19 protein-coding genes are annotated in these 22,828 nt (G+C 62.8%); 5 read left to right on the top strand and 14 right to left on the bottom strand.

What is annotated here, in order from left to right; all coding sequences use genetic code 11:
• Positions 1–52: 52 nt before the first annotated feature.
• Entirely contained in the window at positions 53–1,192 is a 1,140-nt protein-coding gene (locus tag TPH_RS01180) for a glycosyltransferase (RefSeq protein WP_015049395.1), read from the bottom strand.
• A gap of 207 nt (positions 1,193–1,399) precedes the next feature.
• Between TPH_RS01180 and TPH_RS01175 the strand changes: the two genes are divergently transcribed.
• Entirely contained in the window at positions 1,400–2,887 is a 1,488-nt protein-coding gene (locus TPH_RS01175) for an O-antigen ligase family protein (RefSeq protein ID WP_015049394.1), read from the top strand.
• Between the two features lie 24 nt (positions 2,888–2,911).
• Here the strand turns inward: TPH_RS01175 and TPH_RS01170 are convergent, their stop codons facing one another.
• From TPH_RS01170 to TPH_RS01155, 4 genes are all read right to left on the bottom strand, one after another.
• Positions 2,912–4,483 carry a polysaccharide pyruvyl transferase family protein gene (locus TPH_RS01170; protein WP_015049393.1) on the bottom strand — a complete coding sequence of 524 codons (1,572 nt, stop codon included), beginning with the start codon at positions 4,481–4,483 and terminating at the stop codon, positions 2,912–2,914.
• A 247-nt stretch (positions 4,484–4,730) separates the two neighbouring features.
• Positions 4,731–5,351, bottom strand: a complete 621-nt coding sequence (locus TPH_RS01165) for a TetR/AcrR family transcriptional regulator (protein WP_015049392.1) — start codon at positions 5,349–5,351, stop codon at positions 4,731–4,733.
• A 321-nt stretch (positions 5,352–5,672) separates the two neighbouring features.
• Positions 5,673–8,780 (bottom strand): efflux RND transporter permease subunit, encoded by a 3,108-nt coding sequence (locus tag TPH_RS01160; RefSeq protein ID WP_015049391.1) that lies wholly within the window; start codon positions 8,778–8,780, stop codon positions 5,673–5,675.
• Positions 8,777–10,273 carry an efflux RND transporter periplasmic adaptor subunit gene (locus TPH_RS01155; protein WP_015049390.1) on the bottom strand — a complete coding sequence of 499 codons (1,497 nt, stop codon included), beginning with the start codon at positions 10,271–10,273 and terminating at the stop codon, positions 8,777–8,779. Before TPH_RS01155 ends, TPH_RS01160 begins: the two co-directional genes overlap by 4 nt.
• A gap of 332 nt (positions 10,274–10,605) precedes the next feature.
• On the opposite strand from TPH_RS01155, the gene TPH_RS01150 reads away from it, so the two are divergent.
• Positions 10,606–11,694 carry a M42 family metallopeptidase gene (locus TPH_RS01150; protein WP_015049389.1) on the top strand — a complete coding sequence of 363 codons (1,089 nt, stop codon included), beginning with the start codon at positions 10,606–10,608 and terminating at the stop codon, positions 11,692–11,694.
• Between the two features lies 1 nt (position 11,695).
• On the opposite strand, the gene TPH_RS01145 is transcribed toward TPH_RS01150, so the two are convergent.
• Entirely contained in the window at positions 11,696–12,097 is a 402-nt protein-coding gene (locus TPH_RS01145) for a PadR family transcriptional regulator (protein WP_015049388.1), read from the bottom strand.
• A 287-nt stretch (positions 12,098–12,384) separates the two neighbouring features.
• Between TPH_RS01145 and TPH_RS16270 the strand changes: the two genes are divergently transcribed.
• The 3 genes from TPH_RS16270 to TPH_RS01130 all read left to right on the top strand — a co-directional run bounded on the left by TPH_RS16270 (position 12,385) and on the right by TPH_RS01130 (position 13,635).
• Positions 12,385–12,822, top strand: a complete 438-nt coding sequence (locus TPH_RS16270) for a carboxymuconolactone decarboxylase family protein (RefSeq protein WP_330216579.1) — start codon at positions 12,385–12,387, stop codon at positions 12,820–12,822.
• Positions 12,823–13,021: 199 nt separating this feature from the next.
• A complete protein-coding gene (locus tag TPH_RS14995) occupies positions 13,022–13,270 on the top strand; it encodes a hypothetical protein (protein WP_148275807.1) in 249 nt (82 codons plus the stop codon).
• Positions 13,270–13,635 carry a hypothetical protein gene (locus TPH_RS01130; RefSeq protein WP_015049385.1) on the top strand — a complete coding sequence of 122 codons (366 nt, stop codon included), beginning with the start codon at positions 13,270–13,272 and terminating at the stop codon, positions 13,633–13,635. Before TPH_RS14995 ends, TPH_RS01130 begins: the two co-directional genes overlap by 1 nt.
• Positions 13,636–14,027: 392 nt before the next feature.
• Here TPH_RS01130 and TPH_RS01125 read toward each other — a convergent pair whose 3' ends face one another.
• The 8 genes from TPH_RS01125 to TPH_RS01090 form a co-directional block, all read right to left on the bottom strand.
• Positions 14,028–15,785: an ArnT family glycosyltransferase gene (locus TPH_RS01125; RefSeq protein ID WP_028991189.1), complete on the bottom strand. Its 1,758-nt coding sequence runs from the start codon at positions 15,783–15,785 to the stop codon at positions 14,028–14,030.
• A gap of 106 nt (positions 15,786–15,891) precedes the next feature.
• The gene (locus TPH_RS01120) at positions 15,892–16,284 is read right to left on the bottom strand and encodes a DMT family transporter (protein ID WP_015049383.1); all 393 of its coding nucleotides are present in this window, start codon (positions 16,282–16,284) and stop codon (positions 15,892–15,894) included.
• Between the two features lie 156 nt (positions 16,285–16,440).
• Positions 16,441–16,692 carry a hypothetical protein gene (locus tag TPH_RS01115; protein ID WP_015049382.1) on the bottom strand — a complete coding sequence of 84 codons (252 nt, stop codon included), beginning with the start codon at positions 16,690–16,692 and terminating at the stop codon, positions 16,441–16,443.
• Between the two features lie 127 nt (positions 16,693–16,819).
• Positions 16,820–17,953 (bottom strand): DUF362 domain-containing protein, encoded by a 1,134-nt coding sequence (locus TPH_RS01110; protein WP_015049381.1) that lies wholly within the window; start codon positions 17,951–17,953, stop codon positions 16,820–16,822.
• A gap of 213 nt (positions 17,954–18,166) precedes the next feature.
• Positions 18,167–18,763, bottom strand: a complete 597-nt coding sequence (locus TPH_RS01105; protein ID WP_015049379.1) for a hypothetical protein — start codon at positions 18,761–18,763, stop codon at positions 18,167–18,169.
• Positions 18,764–19,383: 620 nt separating this feature from the next.
• The gene (locus TPH_RS01100; protein WP_015049378.1) at positions 19,384–19,752 is read right to left on the bottom strand and encodes a DUF5615 family PIN-like protein; all 369 of its coding nucleotides are present in this window, start codon (positions 19,750–19,752) and stop codon (positions 19,384–19,386) included.
• Entirely contained in the window at positions 19,749–19,994 is a 246-nt protein-coding gene (locus TPH_RS01095; RefSeq protein WP_015049377.1) for a DUF433 domain-containing protein, read from the bottom strand. Before TPH_RS01095 ends, TPH_RS01100 begins: the two co-directional genes overlap by 4 nt.
• A gap of 265 nt (positions 19,995–20,259) precedes the next feature.
• On the bottom strand, positions 20,260–22,329 hold the full coding sequence (locus TPH_RS01090; protein ID WP_015049376.1) for a methyl-accepting chemotaxis protein: 2,070 nt from the start codon (positions 22,327–22,329) through the stop codon (positions 20,260–20,262).
• Positions 22,330–22,828: the final 499 nt, after the last annotated feature.

The raw sequence follows: 22,828 nt of genomic DNA, 5'->3' as shown, positions 1-22,828 counted from the left end.
GGCAGCCCCAGAAGGCAAGCGCCGGTCTGCAAAAGCGCGCGGTCGGGGGATCTTACCCCCGGCCCTCGAGGAGCGACCGGTAGAGGCCTGCGGTCTGGGCGACCGTCCGGTCTAAGCTGAACCTCTCCAGCAGCACCTCTCGGGCTGCAGCGCCGAGGCGGCGCCCCTCGGCGGGATCCTCGAGGAGGCGCAGCATCGCCCGGGCCAGCGCCCCGGGATCGGCAGGCGGCACCAGCAGGCCGGTCACCCCGTCTTCGATGATCTCCGGCAGCGCCCCGACCCTGGTGGCGATGACCGGCTTACCCAAAGCGGCCGCCTCCAGGGCGGTGAGGCCGAAGCCCTCGGAAAGAGAGCTGATCACCAGGCAGTCGAGGGCGGCGTAGGCGGGGCCGGCATCCGTCAGAAAGCCGGTGCGGATGCAGCGGTCGGCCAGGCCGTACTCTCTGATCAGGGAATCCACCTCCCGCCAGTAGAAGCCGCTTCCGACGATGACGAAGCGGGCGTCGGGGAACCTCCCGGCCACCTCCCTGGCGGCCTCCAGGAAGTAGCGGTGGCCCTTGACGGGGTGCAGCCGGGCAACGATCCCGAAGAGGGGGGCTTCGGGGGGGATCCCGAAGCGGGTGCGGAAGGAGCCGTCGCAAGCCCAACTCTCCCAGAGGGCGGGGTCGATCCCGTTGTAGATGACGGTGATCTTCTCCCGGGGAATCCCGGCCGCCGCGAGGTAGTCCCCGATGAAGCCGGAGACGGCGATGAAGTGCGTGGTCAGCGGTGACGTCACCCGTTCGGTGAAGCCGTTGAGGAGGCGGCTCACCGGGGACGGGTAATCCTGGGGGAGAACGCTGTGAACGGTGGTCACGACCACCGGGACGGCGGCAAGGCGCGCCGCCAGGCGCCCGATGAGGTTGCTCCGCACGCCGTGGGTGTGGACGATCTGCGGGCGCAGCTCCCGGAGCAGGGACGCCAGGCGCAGACAGGCACCCCAGTCGAGCCGGTGCCGCATGGGCACGACGGCGGCGGGAATCCCGGCCTCCCGGAGCATCCGGTAAAAGGGCTCCCGGAAAAGGCAGACGACGTGGGGATCACAGCCGTTTCTCCCCAAACGCTCCGTAAGGCGCAGGACGTGCTGCTCGGCTCCCCCGAACTCTCCGCCGCCGATGATGTGGACAACGCTCAGCCTTGCCTGTTCATTCACCTAAACCACCGTCTCCCAAATGCCGGCCGCAAGGCTCAATCAACCTCAAGCCGGCCGGCATTCTGATTGCTGGAAGAAGCTGCTTCGCCGCAAAGAAAATGGAAGCGCGAAAATCAAAACGGGCTTTTCAAAAAAAGATAAACGCCCTTGACGACGCCGGGGGCTGTTCGAAACGCCCACCGGCGACCGAAAAGGAGGACACGCACCGTGAACCCACCGGCAATCCAAGACTTGAAAAGGATCTGGAAGCAGAGCGCCCTCCTGGCTTTCTTCAGCGCCCTGGCCGGGCTCTGGCGGACCAGCGCCCTCTACGGCTTCCTGCTGGGGCCGGGCTACCGGGCAGAGAACGCCCGTCTCCGGCAGACCGCCCTCTCCAGGGTGGTCGCCGCTCCCTTAGAGGCGCTGACGGTTCTGCTCCAGGCGTTCGGGGAGCGCCTCAAGGGAAGCATCACCTCCCGCCTGCTGGAAGCGGCGGCAGGGATGTCCCATCTCGTCCTGGTGCTGGTCGCCGCCTACCCCATCATCGACTACTATCTGCGCAGCCACCCCGCCCTGGTGGGCAGCGCCGGCATCTGGAAAGAGCTTCTGTTCCTGCTGGGGCTCCTTCTGGTCCTGGCCAGAATCGCGGTCAACCGCGGAGAGAAGTTCCACTTCACACCCCTGGACCTCCCGCTGCTGCTCTTTTTCGGCACCGGGGTCGCCCTCTACCTCTTCCGCTCCCCGGAACCGGCCGTGGCGTTAGACGGGTTCCGGGTAACCTTCGAGTACCTCCTCTGGTACTACGTGGCGGCGAACATCTCCCTCAACTTCCGGAAGCAGCGCATCTTCGTCCTGAGCCTGGTCGCCGCCGCCTTCCCGGTCGCCCTTTACGGCATCTTCCAGTACGTCACCGGAGCCCCCATGCCCGCCTCCTGGGTCGACCAGGCCGAAGCCGGGGTGAGGACGCGGGCGTATTCCATCATCGGCAGCCCCAACATCCTGGGCTGCTACCTGGTTCTCGTCATCCCACCGGCAGCAGCTCTCTTCAGATCCTGCAATTCGCGCCGCCTGCGCTTCCTGCTCGGGGCGGCGCTCCTGACCATGCTGGGCTGCCTGGTCGTCACCTTTTCCCGGGGTGCCTGGCTCGCCTTCCTGGCGGCCGCCCTCCTCTACGGGCTGCTCCAGGATAAGCGTGTGCTCGCCCTCATCCTGGCCGGGGCAATCCTGCTCCCGGTGGTCTCCCCGTCGGTGGCCGGCCGCCTTCAGTACACCTTCAGCAGCCGGTACCTGGAGAGCTCCGCCCGGGGCGGGCGGCTCGCCCGGTGGGAGCTCGCCGCCGACCGCCTCATCAAACACCCGGTGACGGGAGTCGGCCTGGGGCGCTTCGGAGGTGCCACCGCAGACCGCTTCCGGATGCCGGGCACCTTTTACGTCGACAACTACTACCTCAAGCTGGCGGCGGAGACCGGCTTCACCGGCCTCATCGTCTTCCTCTGGGTGCTCCTGCGGGCGCTCCGCATGCTGGCGGGCGTCATCAGGGACGTCTCATCAGATCCCGAAAAGCGCGCCCTGGCCTGCGGCATCGCCGCCGGGCTGGTAGGAGTCCTCGTCCACAACGGGGTGGAAAACGTCTTCGAGGTGCCGATGATGCAGACCCTCTTCTGGGCGATCCTCGGAGCCACCACCCAGCTGCCGGAAAGGGTGCCTGACGGGTAAAACCGATAACGGCTTTGGCCGCCGCTAGCGGTTCCTGCCGCCTTTGGACGGGCGCTCGGCGGCACCCTGGGAGCGGCCGTTCCTCCCGGTCTCACCCCTGCGGTGCGGGTAGCGGGAGTAAAAGACGCTCATGGCCAGCGCCGCCGTCTCCCAGGCCCGCTGCCGCAGCGGGACGAGCACCTGCTCCAGGTGGGCGGCTATCTCCTGCCTCCTCTCCCAGGCCCGGACGATCTCTTCGTAGAGCCTCTCCCCGTCCAGGTCTTCCACCGTCCCCGCCACCGGCTGCCCGGTCATCTCCAGAAATCTGGCCACCTTGGGGTCGTAGGTGATCCCCACGCAGGGCGTCCTCATCACCGAAGCCATGACCAGAGCGTGCGGGCGCATCCCCAATACCAGGTCCAGCTGCCCCAGCAGGCTGAAGAGCTCCTCCACGGAGAGCTTGAAGCGGATCAAGAGGTTCGGCTCCTGCATCAGCCAGCTGGTCTCCCGGCAGGACTGCAGGTCGCGGGGGAAGTGGAAGGGGATGAAAACGACCTCCCAACCCTCGCGAACCAGCCGGTCGGCCGCCGCAGCGATCGCCCGCTTATACTCGTAGCAGTCCTTCCAGTCCCTGACGGCGATCCCCAATAGGCGCCGCTTCTTCTCCCCGGCGGGGCGCACCCTCCCTGCGGGCTGCCCGGCGCCTGCAGCCGCCTTTCCTTCGGCCGCACCCCCGGAGCCGTTCCCGGAGGGCTCTCGCCTGGGATCCGGCCGCCGCCCGGCCTGTCCGGACGCTGCCGCACACCCGCCGAAAGGATTCCCGCCGGAAGGGGTGCACCCCTCGCCGCCGGCGACGCCTTCCCCTCCTCCAGCAGGGGTCTCCCCGGAGCCCGTCTGCCCCGGTCCGGCTCCGGCCGCCGCCTCCCTTTCCAGGGACGGTTTCTCGGGCGTTTCCCGAAGGGAGGCCTTCTCCGCTCCTACTCCAGGTGCTGCGGCCTTCCCGGGCGGTCTCACACCCCGGGGCGGTTCGCCGCCTTCTGCTTCCTCCCCGGCCTCTCCCCTCGCCCTGTCCAGCACGGCGGCTCCCGCTTCCGGTCCGAAGTGGGCAGGGCTCACCGCCAGCACCGGGTCGGCGGTAACGACGACGGGCGGCCGGTTGACCCCCATCTGCAGGAAGTCGTCCCGGGAGGCCTGGTCGCGCACGGTGATGAGATCCACCCGGTTGGAGATGATGCGGGTCAGCCAGCGCCCGAAGCGCGTCCGGATCGGCCCCACCCCCTGGGCGTAGTAGATGACCGGCTTGCCGAGAATCTTGGCCAGGGCGACAACCGCCAGGTAGTAGCAGAGGCTCCGCACCCCGGTCACGTCCTGGAGCAGGCCGCCCCCACCGCTGAGCAGGAGGTCGCTGCGCAGCAGGGAAAAGGCGACTCCCAGGGGGTTCCACCTGTTCACCGCCCGCACCCCGAAGAGCCGGCGGGTTTCCCGCGGGCAGTGGGAAAAAACGGTGATGTCCACACCGGGGGCCAGGGCGCGCAGGGTGGTGATCAGCGCCGCCAGGATCGCCTCATCCCCGGTGTTGTTGAACCCGTAGTAGCCCGATACCGCCACCCGCAGCATGATTTCACCTTCCCGCCATAATCGATGCCGGCAAAGGCAGCCGCCTCCATCCGGCGTAATTCAACCTTCGCCGCTTCTGCCCACTTTCAGAGGACCGCTCTCGCCGCAAAAGCAGGGTGCCTGCCCTCCCATTATAGCTCCAGGGGGCTCCCGCAGCAAATAAAAAAGGAGCTGCTCCTGGCTCCTATATCTTTCTACACCGGAACATCAATTCCTGCATGAGTCCGGCATCAAATGCCATAAAATGTTAAACAGGAACGCTCCGGCTCTTAAGCAGGCCCTCGAAGAGGATCTCCAGGCCGCGGATCAAACGCTCCTGTAGCCGGTCAGGGTCGTCGCCGCCGTCCTCTGCGCCGACTTCATCGGAGCCGCAGAGCAGCGGCAGGCAGAGCGCCCCCAGAGCGCCCAGAAACACCTCCGCAGCGAGCCGGGCGTCCACCGGGCGAAACTCCCCCTCATTAACGCCCCGCTCGATCAGCCCGGCGACCATGGCCAGCTTGCGCTCCCGCAGCTGCCGCAGCCACTCCCGCATTTGGGGCAGCGGCAGCCGGACCTCGTCGGAGAAGATGCGCGCCAGGTGGCGGTGCTCCATGATGAAATTAAAGTGGGCGGCGGCAACGGCGGTGAGGACGTCCCGCACCGTGCAGGGCCGCTTGAGCCGCCCGCGCATGGCCGCCAGGTAGTTCTCCATCCCCTGGCGCAACACCTCCCGGAAGAGGTCCTCCTTGCTTTCGAAGTACTCGTAGAGGGTGCTCTTGCCGATCCCCACCCGGGCGGCAATCTCCTCCATGGTGGCGGCGTGAAACCCCTTCTCGGAAAAGACGGCCGCCGCCGCTTCCAGTATGGATCCGCGCCTTTTCTGAGCCACAGCAGACAAGCCCCCTTTAACCGGCGTCAGGAAAACCGACTCCTCCCAAGCCCGGCCAAATGGCCGGGCAAGGCCGCAGGCCCGTCAGGAACGATCCCCGCAGCGGTTTGCTCCCGCTCCGTACAGCCGCGGCCTTTTCTTATAAATACCGGAAGGGACGCCGGTGAATGAGAAAATACCGGCTGCCGGCTTTATTACCGGCCTCAACGCATCTTGAATATCTCTCAAAGCGCCGACATCCCGGAGACGGTGCCCCCGGACTTTTCTATCGAGCAGGCGGCACAAAACAGCGGTCGGGTACCGGCCGCCGCCGGCCCGGCCTCACTGCGCCTGCTGAAAACTTCTGGCAGCAGTGCCCGGCACCAGTTTTTCCACCAGGTCCTCCACCAGGGTGTACATCACCGGAACCACCACCAGCGTCAGGAAGGTGGCCACGGTCAGCCCGCCGATGACCCCGACCGCCAGAGGAGAGAGCAGCTCCCCGCCCTCCCCAAAGCCCAGGGCCAGGGGAACCATCCCGAAGATGGCGGTGAGGGCGGTCATGAGCACCGGACGCAGCCTGATGGGGCCGGCCCTGAGGATCGCCTCACGGCGGCTCACCCCCCGGCGCCGCAGGGTGTTGATGTAGTCCACCAGGACGATCCCGTTCTTGACCACGATCCCCGCCAGCATGATCACCCCGATAAAGGCCGGGATGCTGAAGGTCTTCCCCGTTAAGACGAAGGCCGCCACCACCCCGATGAAGGCCAGGGGTATGGTGAACATGATGACGAAGGGATGGGAGAGGGATTCAAACTGGGAGGCCATCACCATGTAAACCAGGAGGATCCCCAGCACCAGGGCCAGCGCCAGGCTCCCGAAGGCCTCCGTCATCTCCTGGAACTCACCGCCGTAGGTGATGCGGTATCCCGCCGGGAGTGGATGGCCCTTGAGGCGGTTCTGGATGTCCTCCATGACGCTCCCCAGCGGCCGGCCCCGGAGGTCGGCGGTGATGTAGCAGGCCCGGGTCTGGTTCTCCCTGCTCACGACGACCGGGCTCTCCTTCCAGTTGAGCTCCGCCACCTCCCGCAGAGGTACCTGTGCTCCGGTGGGCGTGAGGACGGTGAGGGCGCCCAGGTCATCCAGGCTCTGGATCGCCCCGGGGTCGAGCCGCAGCCTGAGGTCGATCTCCTCCCCCTCACCGCGGTAGGTGGTCACCACCTGGCCGGAGATGGCGGTGCGCAGCACCTGGGCCACCTGGGCTGTGCCCAAACCGTAGGATGCCGCCTCTTCCCTCTTCAACCGGACTTCGATCTCCTGCTTGCCCTCCTCCAGGGAGGTGGAGACGTTGCTGGTGCCGGGAACCTGCTCCACGATAGCGGCGATCTTTTCGGCCTCGGCCTTCAGCACCTCCAGGTCGTCCCCCTCCAGGGTAATGCTGATGGGGGCGGTCCCCATGCTCACCGCCTGGCTCTCATCGACCTCGATCTCGGCGCCGGGGATCCCTTCCAGCCTCCCCCGCAATTCCTCGACCAGCTCGGAGGTGCTGCGGCTGCGCTCCCGGCGGGGGGTGAGCTTCACCCGTATCGAGGCGCGGTCGGCGGAGGCACCCTGGAAGAACTCCATCCCGGAAGAAGCGCCGACGCTGGAAAAGGTGGTCTTAACCTCCGGCAGGCTGCCGCAGATCTCCTCAACCTGCCCGGCGACGCGACCCGTCTCCTCCAGCCCGGTGCCCCGGGGCATTTTCACGTTAATGGAGATTTCCCCGGTATCCACGTAGGGGAAGAACTCGGCGCCGATCACCGGGGACAGGCCGAGGGAGATGACGAAGAGGAGGGCGGTGCCGCCCAGCACCGCCTTCCGGTGTCCGAGCGCCCATTCCAGCAGGCGGCGGTAGGAGGCGTTCATACCCTCAAAGAACCGCCCGAGGGAGAAGCTGAGGCGCCCGAGCGGAGTGCGCGGCTCCTTCTCCACGCCGGCCACCCGCACCAGGCGGTAGGCCAGGACGGGAACCACGGTCAGGGCCACCAGGAGGGAGGCCAGCAGGGCGAAGGAGACGGTCAGGGCCAGATCCCGGAAGATCTGGGAGGCGATCCCCTGGACGAAGACCACCGGTAAGAAGATGATCACGTTGGTGAGGGTGGAGGCGGTGACGGCCATGGCCACCTCCTGCGCCCCGGCCGTGGCCGCCTCCCAGGGGGAGGCTCCCGCCTCCCGGTAGCGGTAAATGACTTCCAGAACCACAATGGAGTCGTCCACGATCATCCCCACTCCCATGGCCAGCCCGCCCAGGGAGAGAATGTTCAGGGTAAGCCCCCCGAAGTACATCATGACGAAGGTGGCGATGATGGAAATGGGGATGGAAAGCCCGATGATCACCGTGCTGCGGAAGCTGCGGAGAAAGAGGAAGATGACCAGGACGGCCAGGAGCGCCCCCTGGAGGGCGTGTTCGACCACGGTGTTGATGGAGGTCCTGATAAAATCGGCCTGATCGAAGACGACGCCGGTCTCTATCCTCCCCGGCAGCTCCTTCTGCAGGGCGGTCAGCTCCTCCTGCACCGCCCGGGAGACCTGGACGGTGTTCGCTCCCGACTGCTTGAGAACGTGCACCCCCACTGCGGGCTGCCCGTTGAGGGAGGTCTTCTGGGTGAGTTCGGCATAGCCCTGTTTAATCTCGGAAATGTCTTTAAGATAAACCACCGCCCCTCCGGGGGTCGTCAGGGGGGTGTTGGCCAGCTGCAGCAGGTCCTCGTATTCACCGCTGGTGGTAATGAGAAGCTCCTTCTTCCCCTGCTTCATTGTGCCCGCAGAGAGCCCGACGTTCTCGGCGCTCAAGGCCTGGGCAACCTGGGACAGGGAAAGCCCGTAGGAATTCAGCTTGACCGGGTCCACCAGCACCTGGACCTCCCTGGTGCGCCCGCCGGTAACGACCACCCAGGCGGCACCGGGCAAACGCTCCAGCCGCGGCTTGATCTCCTCCTCCGCCAGGCGGGTCAGCTCCGCCAGGTCCCTCCCCCCGCTCAGGGAGATCTGGAGCACCGGCATGACGTTCGGGTCCATCTTCATGACCATCGGGTCACCGGCGCCGTCGGGGAGATAATCCCGGATCATGTCGATCTTCTCCCTGACGTCGATGGTGACCTGGTCCATATCGGTGCCCCACTCGAACCGGAGGATCACCATGGAGGAACCTGTCTGGCTGTTGGAGGTGATGGTGTCCACGTTGTTGAGGGTGGAGAGGACCTCCTCCAGCGGCCTGGTGACCGACTTCTCGATCTCCTCCGGGCCGGCTCCGGGGTAGTCGGTGGTTACGAGCGCCACCGGGTAGGTGATGTCCGGCAGCAGGTCGAGGGAGAGCCGGCTTAAGGAGAGAAAGCCCAGGACGAGGACCCCGATGACGATCATCAAGACGGTGACAGAGCGCCGAACCGCCAGTTCAGGAACGTTCATCGGGAGGCCTCCTTCCCCTGCCCGCCGTTCTTGCCGGAGGACACCTGCACCCTGGTGCCGTCCACCAGGAAGTCCTGCCCGGTGACCACGACCTTTTCACCGGGCTTGAGGCCGCTTTTGATCTCGACGTACTCCTCCCCGGTGATCCCGGTCTCGACCCGGCGCTCCCGTGCCCTGTCCCCTTCCACCACGTAGACGATCTTCTTCCCGTCCCTTTCCAGAACGGCATCCACCGGCACCCTGACGGCACCGCGGCTCACGGCCGTCGTCAGGTGGACCTCGGCGAACATCCCCGGCCGCAGCCTCCCCTCCGGATTGGGAATGGAAATCCTGACGGGGAAGAGCTTGCTGCGGGCGTCGGCCGCCGGCGCCAGAGAGGTGATCCTCCCGGTGAAGCGCCGTTCTTCCTCCGTCTGCCCGGCGGCGGCCACCACCACCGGGACGTTTTGTCCCGTGCGGAGGCTGTTGACGTCCTCACCGGTAACGTTGCAGGTGACCTGCACCTCGGAGATGTCCACCAGGGTCAGCAGGGGCTGGCTGGTGCCGGCCAGCTCGCCCGGGTCGGCGAAGCGCGCCGCCACCACCCCGTTGATGGGAGAAACGATGACGGTGTTCTCCAGCTGCAGGCGCGCCGACTCCACGGCCGCCTCCGCCTGGCGCACCTGGGCGTCGTTAACCCCGGCAGCGGCCTGATCGTAGCGGAGCTGGGCCTGCTCCAGCTGCTGCAGGGAGATCGCCCCGGCATCGTAAAGCTGCTGCATCCGCTCCAGGTTGCGTTTGGCGTCCTCCAGGTTGGCCTGAGCCGCCCGGGCGCCGGCCTTGGCCACCTCCAGCGCCGCTTCCGCAGCCCGGAGGGATGCCAGCACCTCGGCGTCGTCCAGCTTCACCAGGACCTGCCCTTTGGTGACGCGGTCCCCGACGTCGACGGAAAGAGACCGGATCCTGCCGGGCATCTTGGGAATGACGTTGATCTCCGTGCGGGCGGCCACGTTCCCGGTGAGCTTGACGACCTTCACCACGTCCCCTGTCGTCACCTCCGCCACCTCCACCGGAACCACCTTGGGGCCGGCGTCAGCAGGGGCGTCCTCCTGCTTAAGCTTCACATAGCGCCAGCCCATGATGCCGATCCCTATGAGAACCGCCAAAGCGATCCCGGCGGCGAGAAGCCTCCTCCTTAAGAGGGTCCTCCCCCCTTCAGGGGGCTCCGGGGTGTCCCCGCTGTCCCCTCCGGCAGCATCCCCGGAGGCGGCATTCTCCGGAGCGCCGCATTCAGCCGCTTTTCCCGCCGCCCCCGCAGCTTGAGGCTCTAAAGCCCGCCCGCCCTCATTTTGGGCATCCCCGGCGGCGGGTGACGCCTTGAGCCCCGGCAGCCGTTCCCCGGCATCACCTTCACCTGCAGGGCCACCCCCCGGAGGGCGCCCCTCCCGGGACGGCCTGTCCTCGCCGGAGGCGCCTTTTAAACCGCCGTTCGTCAATTCTTCTCCTGCTCCCATCAACAATCCCCCCGGATTTTAGAATCGGTCGATCAGTCAACAGCCGCACGTCTGCGGTCGGTCGACGTCGTAGAAGGAATTATCCCGGCAGTTTCGTCAGCGGTTTTGAAGTGGGCCGGCCGCAGGCCGTCAAAATCCGACCGCCCGGTCGGCCACCTCCTGATTCTACTCCACCATCTATAATTTGTCAATCAGAATTTACAGGAAAAGGAATTCGCCCGGCAGGGCTGCCCGGCGGATTTTTCCGGTATTAAAGCCCTTCCCGGGCATAAGAACCCCTTCCCCCGGTTAAGACTAACTGAGAGCGAATCAGTGAAGGAGGATAAACCGCCGTGGAGGAAACGACTCTGGAACTCTTAAAAACCCTGACGGAAACGCCCGGGGTCTCCGGCTTCGAGGCCCCGATCAGAAAGGTTCTGAGGGACTACCTGGAGCCCCTCGCCGAGGAGCTGCACACCGACCACCTGGGAAGCCTGGTGGCGGTCAAGAAGGGGACGTCTGAAGAGCCGAAGCTGATGATCGCCGCCCACATGGATGAGGTAGGGTTTCTGGTCACCCGCGTCACCGCCGACGGCTTCGTCAAGTTCCAGCCCCTGGGCGGCTGGTGGGAGCAGGTCCTGCTCGCCCAGCGGGTGGAGATCCTCACCGAAAAGGGGCGGGTGATCGGGGTCATCGGGGCGAAGTCCCCCCACATCCTGACCGCCGAAGAGCGCGCCAAGCCCGTCAAGATCAGCGCCATGTACATCGACGTCGGCTCCACGAGCCGGGAGGAAACCGAGCAGGCGGGGGTGAGGCAGGGGAACCCGGTGGTGCCGTCGAGTTCCTTCCACCTCTGCGCCAACGGGAAGACCTTCATGGCCCGGGCCTTGGACGACCGGGTGGGGTGCGCCCTGGTGGTGGAGCTTTTTCGGGAGCTAAAAAAAGTGCAGCACCCCAATGCCGTCTACGGGGTGATGACCGTCCAGGAGGAGGTGGGGCTGCGGGGCGCCGCCACCAGCGTGGACGTGGTGCGGCCGGACCTGGCCCTGGTGATCGACGTCTCGGTCGCCACCGACACCCCGGGGATCGGGGAGAACGACGTCGCCATCCGCACCCAGCTGGGTAAGGGCCCCGTGATCGGGTTCTACGACGCCAGCATGATCCCCCACACGCCCTTCCGCGACCTGGTGGTGCGGACTGCGCAGGAGAACGACATCCCCTACCAGGTGGACGTGATGCCGGGAGGGGGGACCGACGCCGGCAAGATCCACCTCTTCCGCCAGGGGGTTCCATCGGTGGTGATCGGGATCCCCGTCCGCTACATCCACGACCACACCGGGATGGCCCATCTGGACGACTACCGGAACGCCCTGCGGCTGATCACCGCCCTGGCCCGGAGCCTCGACGCCGCCGTCCTCGAGGGTCTGCTCCGAAACCTCTGAGCTATTCGTCCTTCTCCCCGGCAATCCGGCGGTAGTAGTTGATGAACTCGTCGGCGATGTCTCTGTTGGTCTTGAACTTCCTCACCCAGGCCCGGAGCACGGCGTCCCCTTCGCCGGTCAGCCTGTAGAAGCGGCGGGGGAGGCCGCTGCCCTCCAGCTCCCAGCGCGACTCGACCAGCCCCTCCTCCTCCATCCGCCTCAGATTGCGGTAAACCGCCCCGGGGTCGGGGAGGGGATCGAAGCCGAAGCGGGCGAACATCTCGATCAGCTCGTACCCGTAGGCAGTCCTCTCCTTCAAGAAGAGGAGCAGATAGGGTTCGATGAACTTCCGGGGCCCCCCGGCGCAGCGGGGGCCGCTGCCGGCTCCCGACCCCGGAAGACCGCAGCCGTCACCAGAAAACATGGAGATTCCTCCTAAGTTCAGTTCTCCGCCATCCATCATAGCACATTTTCTTCCCGGTTTGGTCGATACTGCAAAGCGCAAAAAAGGCATCTCAGATGCCAGGCCGAGCGCCGGAAGGGATACCCTGAAAGGGCGAGCCGGGTCACCCGGCCGGGCCTCGTTCCCAGGAAACGGCCGGCGGAAACCGGCCGCCCCGCTCCCCCGTCCGGGCCTCGCTCTCCGGGCGAAGACCGGCTAAAAAGACCCCGGCCGACACTTGCCAGGCACCGCTATGGATATTATAATATATGTTGACGACATATATAAGTTTAAGGCTATTTAATTGCCGTTCATCTACCAGCCGGAAATCACCGACCAGGGAGGAGAGAAGGGTGAAGGAAATGGAGAACCTGCTGAAGACCCTCGAAGAAGGCCGGGCGGAACTGCAAAAACGGTTTCCCGAAATCATGAAGGGCTTCCAGGGCATAGCCCGGGGGGTGCACCGGGAGGGCGCCCTCTCGCTGAAGTTCAAAGAGCTGATCGGGATCGCCGTTTCCGTCGCCATCCGCTGTCAGCCCTGAATAGCCAACCACGTCAAGCAGGCGCTTGACTCAGGGGCAACGGTGGAAGAGATCCTGGAGGCGTGCAGTGTGGCCATCATGATGGGCGGGGGCCCGGGGATTGCCTATACCTCTTACGTCATCAAGGCTTTGAAGGATTACGGGGCACTGCCGGAGAACAGCTGAAGGCAGGGAGCCTTCACAGAGCCCTGCCCCGGCCCCTCTCCGGGCAGACACCCATGCCGCCTCCGGCGGCACCAACAGAGTATGAAAATACCCGACGGGTCTGCCGGCGAGCGACCTATGGAAGGCCGGGTAACAGGACAGGCGAAGCGAGGATGACAGGTCGGGATGCGAGTACAGACACCTTAAGAGTTTCGATGGAATGGATTTGCTGCGAGGCCAAACGCTGCGACTGGCAGAAGCAGTTCGCAACTTGTTACGCAGCATCCCAGAGCTGTCCCGAAGCGAGCCGTCGTCCTGTCCGGCCTGGAATCGGGAGTCGAGCGGTAGACCGGCAGGGTATGCGATCTATTTTCATGACAGGGATGCGGTTTCCCAAAAGGGGGCCGGGAGCACACCGGACGCCAGTTATCAACCTCTTACTTCAACCGATCGGGAGGTGGAAGAGTAATGCGCTGTGAAAAATGCCAGGCCGACGTCCCGGAGGACGAAATCTACGGCCACGCAGGGATGAAGCTCTGCGAGGACTGCTACATCGCCGCTTTGACGCGGCCTCAGCCCTGCGATCCGGGGGCGGTTTCCGCGGCCCGAACCGCCCGGGAGCTGCAGGGGCAGAAGGGTACGGACGGGCTGACGCCCCTTCAGAAGAAGATCTACGACTACCTGAAGGAGAAGGGGAAGGCCACCCGGGAGGAGATCGCCGGGGCCCTGGGGATCTCCCCGGAGGAGCTGCAGAACAACTTCGCCGTTCTGCGCCACTGCGAGCTGGCCAGAGCCTGCAAGGAGGGGGATGCCATCTATCTCACCTTAATGTAGCACCCTGACCTGAACAATGCGTCGCGGTTCGTCTTTGCGCCTGCTCCCGGATCTTCCGGTTTGACTCGCCTAAGACCTGCCGCAAACGGCAGCCGACCGGCTCCTCTGACGGCACCCCTGCCGCAGAGCCGCCCACCGCGACGTCCTACCTAGAATCGGCTGCCGTTTGCGCTTCCTCGTCAGGGGCGAGCAGCACAGCCTCCGTAATAAGGCCGCTGCGGCGGCAAGGATAAACCCTTTTTTTCGTTCTGTCGGTGCCGCCGCCGGCGTCTCCTGTAAAGCCGCATTCCGGTTGATCCCCGCCTCCACTCCCGACCCCGGCTGAATTCGCCGGGGTTCGCTGCCGCAGGGGTCAACCTTTTTATCTTGAATAGGGTTCGACCCCCGATGGGTCAATCCGCCAGATACAGAAGGCTGCCGTCGGGGTAGACCTTGGCGAGCCTCAGCCCGTGCAGAGCGGGCGGCCGGGAGAGGTAGACCTCCACCCAGGCCGGGTCGGCATCGGGGGAATTCCAGGTGATCCAGTTGGAGAGGAAGAGGGCGCCTACCGGGGCGAGGCGGGCGACCTCCGGCAGGTCGGCCGGTGAATAGGGGAGTTTCAAGGCATAGCGCTCCCCGTACCAGGCGAAGATGTGGCCGCTGTCGGAGACCACCACCCGGTCCGGGGAAAGCGCCCTCCGGACGTCGGAGATCGCCTCCGCCCGCAGGGAACGGGGATGCGGCCCGGGCGGCTCCGGGTGGAAGTCGGGGTAGTTGGCCCTGACGCCGGAGATGGTGAAGGCCGCCAGGAGTGCCGCCGCCAGAACCGCCGCCGAAACCGCCGGCAGGCGGAGGAGCCTCAACCCCCCTGCGGCCAGCTGCCAGACCGCCCCGCAGGCGTAGATCGCGTACAGAGGGGCGAAGATGATGAAGAGCCGGGGGATGTAGTGCAGGGGGAGGAGGGCCGCCAGCTGGAGGAGAAAGCAGGAGATGAGAAGCGGCCGCACGCCCCTCTGGGCGGGAAAGGAGGCGTCCAGGGGCAGGGCCAGGGAGAGCAGGAAGAGGATGAAGACCGGGAGGGCCACCCCCGTGAACTCCGGCTTCCAGAAGCCCCCGGCGAACTCCCCCCACCCGGCGGCGACCTTCTCCCCGACCTCCTCCAGATGAGAGAGCAAAAATCCCGCCACGTCCACGATCTCCGCCCTTCTGTAGAGGCTGTACTCCGGATAGGTCCTGGTGAACATGACCGGCTCGTACTGCTGCAGGGAGAAGAAGGGGTTCCCGGTCAGAGCGCAGTTGCGCCAGAGCCAGGGCCCGGCCGCCAGCAGGAAGCCCAGGACGAAGAGGGCGGCCGGAGCCGCAAAGGCGGCGCGGCGCCGCCCCCCTGCCGCCCCCTGCAGGGCATCCCCTTTCCTGCCTGCTCCAAACGGCGCGCCCAGGTCTGGGCGGGGCTCCCGCCGCGGCCGCCGGACCCACCAGAGGTAGACCAGAGCGGGCAGGAAGAAGAGGAGGGCGTTGTAGCGGGCGAGGTAAAAGACCCCGCCCCCGAGTCCGGCCAAAAACGGCCCCCAGGGCGAGAGCGGGGCGGCCGTCAGCAGGTAAAGCCAGCCCGCCATCAGGAGAACGGCCAGCGGCTCGGTGAGCCCGGAGATGCTGAAGGAGAGCAGCTGCCCGCTGAAGGCGCAGAGGGCGGCTGCGGCCAGGGCGACGGGGGTGTTGAACCAGCGCCTCCCCAAAAGGAACGTGAGCGCGGCCCCGGCGGCGAAGCAGAAGCCCCCGGCCAGGGCGGAGGCCTCGTCGATGAAGCCGAAGACCCGCTGGAAGGCGGCCAGGAGCAGCGGCCAGAGGGGGGCGCGCCAGACGTCGGGCTGCGGCACCCCGAAGTGGGCGAGGCTTAAGGGGGTCAGGTACTGGGAGATGAGGCCTCTGCCTGAGGCGACGTTGCGGGCGATGCTGGCGTAGTCCTGGGCATCGTTGTAGATGAGCCCCATGAAGGCGGAGTCGTAGTAGGAGTGCCAGAAGCAGAGGGCAAAGGCAGCAACCGCCAGAACCCCCAACAGGGGCACCGAGAGCCTCAAAGGCGCTCCCGCCCTCCTTCCCGCACCGCTTCTGACGCCGCGGGCGCGCCCCGCTCCTCCCTTCAACTCCCTGCTGCGGCCGAACCTTTCCATCACAGGTATCCCCCCGAGATTCAAAACGACGCTTCCGCCGCCCTCAAAAAGAAAAACCCGGCTCGCCGGGCTGCTGCTCCTCCAAGGCGGCCGCTGCCTGGCGGTGCTACCTCAGCAGCAGCCACATCCCCAGGATGATCAGGAAGGCTCCCCCCAGGTGGGCGCCGGTGACGGCCTCCTTGAGGTAGAGGGCGCTCAAGAAGAAGACCAGGAGGAACCCGCCCCCCGCCATGGCCGGGTAGGCAGTGCTCAAATTGAGCCGGGAAAGCACCAGGGTGTAGCCGACGAAGGCCAGGCCGAAGAGGGCGAGCCCGCACCAGAGCACCGGGTCGGCGGCCAGCGTTTTCAGGGTCGCTCCCAGGTGCGCCGGGGCGAGGTCCAGCTCCTCCCCCCGCACCGCCAGCTTGATGGTGAAGTTGGCCAGGGCGTTCAAGAGCATGCTGGCGGCCAGCAGCAGATACGTCGTCAGTGCAGCCTGACCGGCGCCGGCAGTTTCCAAGGAAATCCCCTTCCTAAAGAGCGATTAATATTCAAAATCTCCTCTCGGCCCAAAATCCAGTATTCTTATCTCCCTTGTTGCCATTTCGACGCGAAATTTGAGGCGATAGCGCCCAATCCGGCGGTGACTTTGACCGCACGTTTTCCTAAAAATATACTAAACTTCGAACTTTTTTTTGAGTTCATGTAACGTGATCCCCCGCCCGGCGTCTATTTCCTCGTTTTCCCTTTGAAAAACCTCTTCTTCTTCTTCCGTAGCAGGGGGTCCTTCTGGAATGAAATGCAATTTGCCATCCATTTCCACCCATTCGCCGGGCGGTGTATTGGTGATTCTTTTGAGAAACTCCAGTTTTTCTTGGAGCGTTAAAGCTAAAAAGTCTTGTGATACTTTTTCTAAAGCGGAAAGCACAGGAGATTCCTCCTTTACAAAGCGTCCCCCGTCAAAGCACGAATAAATTTCCTTTTATCGATACAATACATGAAGTTCGATGAACATTCAATATAAATTGAAAGTCTACAAAGAACTGCTTTATTTGTTATTCCTCCCCGGCGTACCTCCGGAACAGCCTCCCCCAGCCGGTCTTCTGGAACTCCCGGATGCGGCTTCTCCCCACCGTCGGGTACCAGAGGCAGTCGTGGTAGATGTTCGAGGCCAGGGGCGCCCAGGCCACCAGCTTCGTGTGCAGCAGCAGGTGCTCGAAAGGGCGAAGCGGCCCCTTCCGGATCATCTGGTCCCCCCAGATGACGAAGCTCCGCTTCGTCCGGAAGCCGAAGTTCATCCCGCCGATATCCTCCCCCACCACCTCGATCTCCCGGGGATCCGCCACGCCGAGCCCCAGCTCATGGCAGAGGCGGAGATAGGGGATCGCCAGCGGGTCGAAGCCCATGATCTTCGCCGCCACCGCATCCAGGGCGACCGAATCGGCGCCCGCCAGGATGACGTTCTTGATGCGCGGCACCATCGTACGCGGCCCCGCCCCGTCCCCGGCCACCGTCCCGTCCATCACGGCGAAGATGCCGGGGTGGATCTCCCGCTGGATGACCATCAGGTCGGCCAGCACCTCGTGGATGTACTTGTGGCAGTAGTGGCGCACCTCCTGCAGGAGCCCTCCGAAGGAGTTCTTGATCGCCCCGGTGGTGACGCTGTGACCGTGGGTCTTCAGTGTGGGCAGGTGCAGGACCTGCTTCCCGATGAACATCTCCGGGATGTAGATCCCCTCCGGGAAGATCTGATCGAGCTTGAGCAGCTTCCCTTTAGGTCGGTAGCGCACCCACTTCACACCGGGCAGGGGGATGAATTCGAGATCGTAGCGCTTGAGCACGGGGAGCCAGGCGTTGTTCTCCGCCCCCTTCAGGGGGTCGGTGACGACGGTCTTATTCTCCACCGGGAAGAGGTTCTCCCGCCGGAATCCCGCCTCAAAGAGGGCTTTGAGGACGCCGTCCAGCTGCCAGGGCTCCGTGGAGCAGGCGGGGAAGTACTTCGTCCAGGAGAGGTTGAGCTTGACGATCGTCGGCAGGGACGGGTCCAGGGCATCTTTCAGGCGCGCCAGCTCCAAAAGGCGCCCGTAGTCCCGGAGCACCGTCTCCGGGGTGGTCTTGAGCACGGCGACGAGCGGTCTCTTCTGCGGCCCCTTTTCCACTTTTATCCTCATCTCCCTCGATAACGGCATCCGGCGTCGGGCTCCCGGCGGATCTCTCTCACGGCCCGGCAGTCTCCCGGCGGGGCAGTACTGCCCGGCCCCAGACACAGATCATTTCGCTCTCGGCAAGGCGAACCGCCCTTGCCAGGTCGTCAAGCCTATTATAGAGTACTCCCGGCGAAAGGGCAAGAAACACCCTTCCGCTCCTGACAAAGTTTTTTGCTGTCAGAACCGGCCTAAAGCTTAAAGTTTTTCACCTGCTCCTGGAGCTGAGCGGCAAGCTCGGCCAGCTTTTCGGCCGCCCTGGAAATCTGCATTCGCATCCTGCAGATGAAAGCTATAGTTAACCGTTCTTATCGCATTCTGATCCTTCACCACGTATTCAAACAATTCTACAATATCTCCGTTGCTCAGAGTGAAACGCAGGCGGAGGTATCCAAAGTCATCAGTGATTAATTCTTCGCGGACAATCACTTCCTCCACAAATTCCAATTGCAACAACATCATTTTTAATCTTTCAAAATAGCGTGCAGTGGTCATTTCTCGAGATGCTCCCAGCTGCGCCTGAACACGCTGTTGCATGTCTAAGAAGCTGGCCCATTTGATGAGGTCCACATCGTCGCCAAGAGCCCCCTCGGCATAGCGCTTTTGGAAATCAGAAGAGCTCAACTGATAGCGCTGCTCCAGAGCCTTAATCTCTTCTGAAAGATGTCGCAGGGTCCGCTTTAGCTCTTGCTTTCTCAAACTTATTAACTTGCGGATGGTCTTCTCTATGAGAGGGTTGCTTCCGAAGCTTTCAACAACTTGCTGCAGCTTTTTGAGATCAACCAAAACATCCATTTTTTCCCCCCTTCTTCGATTAACTTAAATTACATCCCTGACGTCTTCCTCGCCCTGATTGTAAACCCCAAGCAGGCCGGAGTCAATGACCCGGGTTCCGTGCTGCCCCACTAACTTTCTGCTACAACAATTTTAACCGGTCTCTTATCCGCAAGACAACAATCTGGAGAACGCAGCCTCCCTTATAGAATGGCGGCGGTTAAGATCAGTTCCTCCACCGGCGGCAGTGATCGCGCAGCTTCAAGATAAGCCATTCGTTTCGCCTACGGCGCCAGCACCGGAACCCCTGGCGCCTCCCCCAGGTAGAGGATCAGGATGCAGGTGATGATCCAGAGGAGCACCGCCGCCTGGAGCGGCCTGTCCCCTACCAGGACGTCCTACGGGGCGCCCCCGCCGCCCGCCCGGTAGATCACGTAGAGATAGCGGAAGAGCTCGTAGAGCACGAAGGGGATCGTCACCATCAGCCGGCGGGAGGTGGGGGCGAGGAGCCTTCGCCCATGCCGGGCGCATACAAGAAAGGCCGCAACACCCTACGGTGAAGCAGCCTGATGATCGTCCTTCAAGCAATATGCACCAGAAGCGCAGACAAGAGAACCTCCCCCATCTCTCGAACCATTAGGTCAGTCTGTTTCTTTTTGATGTATGCGAATTCTTCTCGGCTCTACGATCCACACTTGCTGTGCAATTGGCATTCGTTCAATTGCTTCCAAAAATTGAATGACTAATTCTCTTAACTTGGCTAAATCGGTATTTTTCGGAATCCGGAACACCACAATTCCGGCAGTTTTTTCGGGGGGAAATCGCAATATATTCGCAAAATCCAAATCTAACGTTACCAGGCATCTATTCTCAGAACAACATGCTTCATAAACCGTCTGGTCTGAACGACCTCCCATTTTTTCGTCGAGCACTGTTTGAACATCATGCCCTGCTTCTTGAAAAATTTGCTGTATACTTTTTCCGAGGTTCTCGTCTAATTTGAATCTCATCCTGTTGCCTCTCTCAGTGGTATTTCAACATACCGTTCACGTGCCATCTCAGCTCCATAAGCAATTGCTGCCTTAACATCATCAACCTCTAATTGCGGAAACTCATCCAAAATCTCGTCAAAAGTCATTCCATTTGCCAATAAATCAAGTATAAGAGATACCCATATCCTTGTCCCCCGGATACATGGCTTTCCGAAACATACATTTGGATCGATCGTAATCCGCTGTAAAAGTGGATTCACAAACACACCTCCAATCTCTGTAAAAAAAGAGAATCCTCATCTCCCTCGATAACGGCATCCGGATCCGAGCCCCCGGCGGATCTCTCCCGCGGCCCGGCAGTCTCCCGGCGGGGCGGTACTGCCCGGCCCCAGACACAGATCATTCGATCTCCGGCAAGGCGAACCGCTCCCTCGCCAGGTCGTCAAGCCTATTATAGAGTACTCCCGGCGAAAGGGCAAGAAACGCCCTTCCGCCCCTCACAAAGTTTTTTGCTGCCAGAACAGCCTACAGCCTAAACTTTTTCACCTGCTCCTGGAGCTGAGCGGCAAGCTCGGCCAGCTTTTCGGCCGCCCTGGAAATCTCCTGGTCGGATGCGGTCTGCTCCTCCGTGGAGGCCGCCAGCTCCTCTGTGCCCGCAGCGCTCTCCTGGGATATCTCGGCAACCCGCTCGATGCCGGTCTTCACTTCTTCGGCATTTCTGCTGAGCTCGGCGGCCATTCGGGAAACGTCCCGGATTTCCTCAAGCAGACCCCGGATCGCCTCATTAATCCGGTTAAACGCCTGAGAGGTGAATTCCACCGCCGTCTCCTGTTCGCCTACGGCAGAGATGGCCTTTTTCATTTCGGCAGTGGCGCTGTCGATGCCGTTCTGAATCTCCTCGATGATCGTTCTAATTTCCCGGGTGGCCTGCGCCGACTGCTCGGCAAGCTTCCTCACCTCTTCGGCAACAACCGCAAAACCCCTTCCCTGCTCTCCGGCCCTGGCCGCCTCAATGGCGGCGTTCAACGCCAGCAGGTTCGTCTGATCGGCTATCCCGACGATGACACCGACAATGTCACCGATCTGCCGGGATTTTTCACCCAGACTGGAGACGGCGGCCTCAAGGCCTAGGGTTTTTTCTTTGTTCTCTTCCATCTTCTGCTTCTGATAGGAGATTTTCTCCCTGCCGTTCTCGACGGCCTCATCGACGTTCCGGGTGTACTCCTCCGATGCCTCTAAGTTCTGCACCACACGCTTCAGCTGATCGAGCATCTCTGAAACCATCCTGCTGCCGTCCTGGGTCAGCCTGGCCTGTTCGGAGACCCCTTCGGTGAGTTCATTGGTCGTAGCGGCAATCTGCTCCGACACGGCGGCGGACTGCTCTGCCGCAGTTTTCAGCTGCTGGGAGGAAGAAACCAGAGATGACGCCGCATCGCTGATTCTCAAGATCAACCCTCTCAGGCTGTCCACCATACCATCAAAAGACTGCCGAAGTTGTCCCAACTCATCAGGAGCATAGCCGCTGTCGTCTTTTTTCTCCGCTTGGTAGCCGGCAAGATCCCCCTCTGCAACCTTCCGGGCACCAGACATCACCGCATTCAACGGCCGGATAACCTTCCTCTGCAGCACGGTTGACAGCAGGATAACGAAAGCCGCCAGAGCAATAATCAGGATGAGCATGTTGACTTTGAGCATATTGTTCAGGGATGCGAAAGCCTCCGCCTGCGGCAGCACTTCCACCAGCTTCATGCCCGTGTCCCCGATGGAGGCGAAAGACACGAAGCAGTCCTCCCCCTGGAATCTGGCCTGCCGGACGCCGCTTTCGCCGCTCAGGATCGCCTTTCCGATCTCCCTGGTCCCTTCATCCTCCGTTATTTTCTGCTTCAGGTCTTTTTCGGGCTCCCTGCTGCCCAGGAAATACCCATCGCGGGTTACGACAAAGGCGTATCCTTTTTTGCCCACCTTAATGCTCCTAACGTATTCTCTCAGGTTGTCCAGCCCGATATCAGCGGTAGCTACGCCAATCACCCGTCCATCGACCCGGATGGGGCTGGAGCAGGTGATCATATAGATGCCGCTGACTTCATCCAGAAAAGGTTCCGTCCAGGCAGTTTTTCCTTCGGCATTCAGCCCTATTTTGTACCAGTCATACTGAAAGTAATCGTAATCCGCATTGCTGTAGTCCCAGGTCAGTTCAACCTTGCCCTGGGAAGGGTCCTTGTACATATAGGGCCCGTAATACTTCGTGTTTTCATCGTAAAGGTACGGTTCCAGCCAGATGCCGCTGCCGCAGAGAAGCTCATGCTCCTCGACGTACTTTTTGGCTATGGAAAGCAGCTGCTCGGAATTCCGGTAGCCGACGGCGGCGACATTCAACGCCAGCAGCTCCGAACACTTGCCGACCTCTACAATACGCCCGTAGAGCTTCTGAGCTTCCTCTCCGGCCTGCAGGGTCAAACTCCTGCCGATCTCATCCACGATGTAAGACCTGATACTGCTGCCTGTATAACCCGCCAGCACGGCAAAGATCAAGGCCGTCAGCCCAACAATGACCGCAATCAACAAAGTTCTGACGCTTTTTTGAGAACCCCTCATGAAGCGACCTCCACTCCTTAGAAGAGATGTTTCATAATTATGAAGTCGTCACCGGACCGGCCGGAAAGCGCCCGGCGCCAGCTGCGGCACGTCCGGCGAACTCCAGAAAATTCAGTAGGGTCCACGGCAAAGCACTTACCGCATCTACCTCACCCCCCGGTCAAGGCTTGCGAACGTCCCGAGGCGTTGGCACTTCTTGGGGAAATATAATATCTGCGTATTATTATCTAATGTTGCTATTCGTGATCAGAACAGCCATATCCTTCCGCAGGACGGCTTTTTTTACCGCGGCGTTCCCGGACAGGCGCCAGTACCGACATACAGGGTGCCTCCCCAGGTAGAGGATCGGGATGCAGACCGTCCGCGTCAAGATCTAGTAGGCATCGATCCGCAATTTTCGGATAGCAGTTACGGGTTTCGTCCTGGGAGGAGAGCCCATGATGCGGTGGAGAGAGCGTCACACTCATTCGCCGCTGTCTCCAAACAGGCGTTATGGTAA

Source organism: Thermacetogenium phaeum DSM 12270, from assembly GCF_000305935.1.
Lineage (GTDB): Bacteria > Bacillota > DSM-12270 > Thermacetogeniales > Thermacetogeniaceae > Thermacetogenium > Thermacetogenium phaeum.
This window is presented reverse-complemented; position numbering and strand designations above follow the sequence as displayed.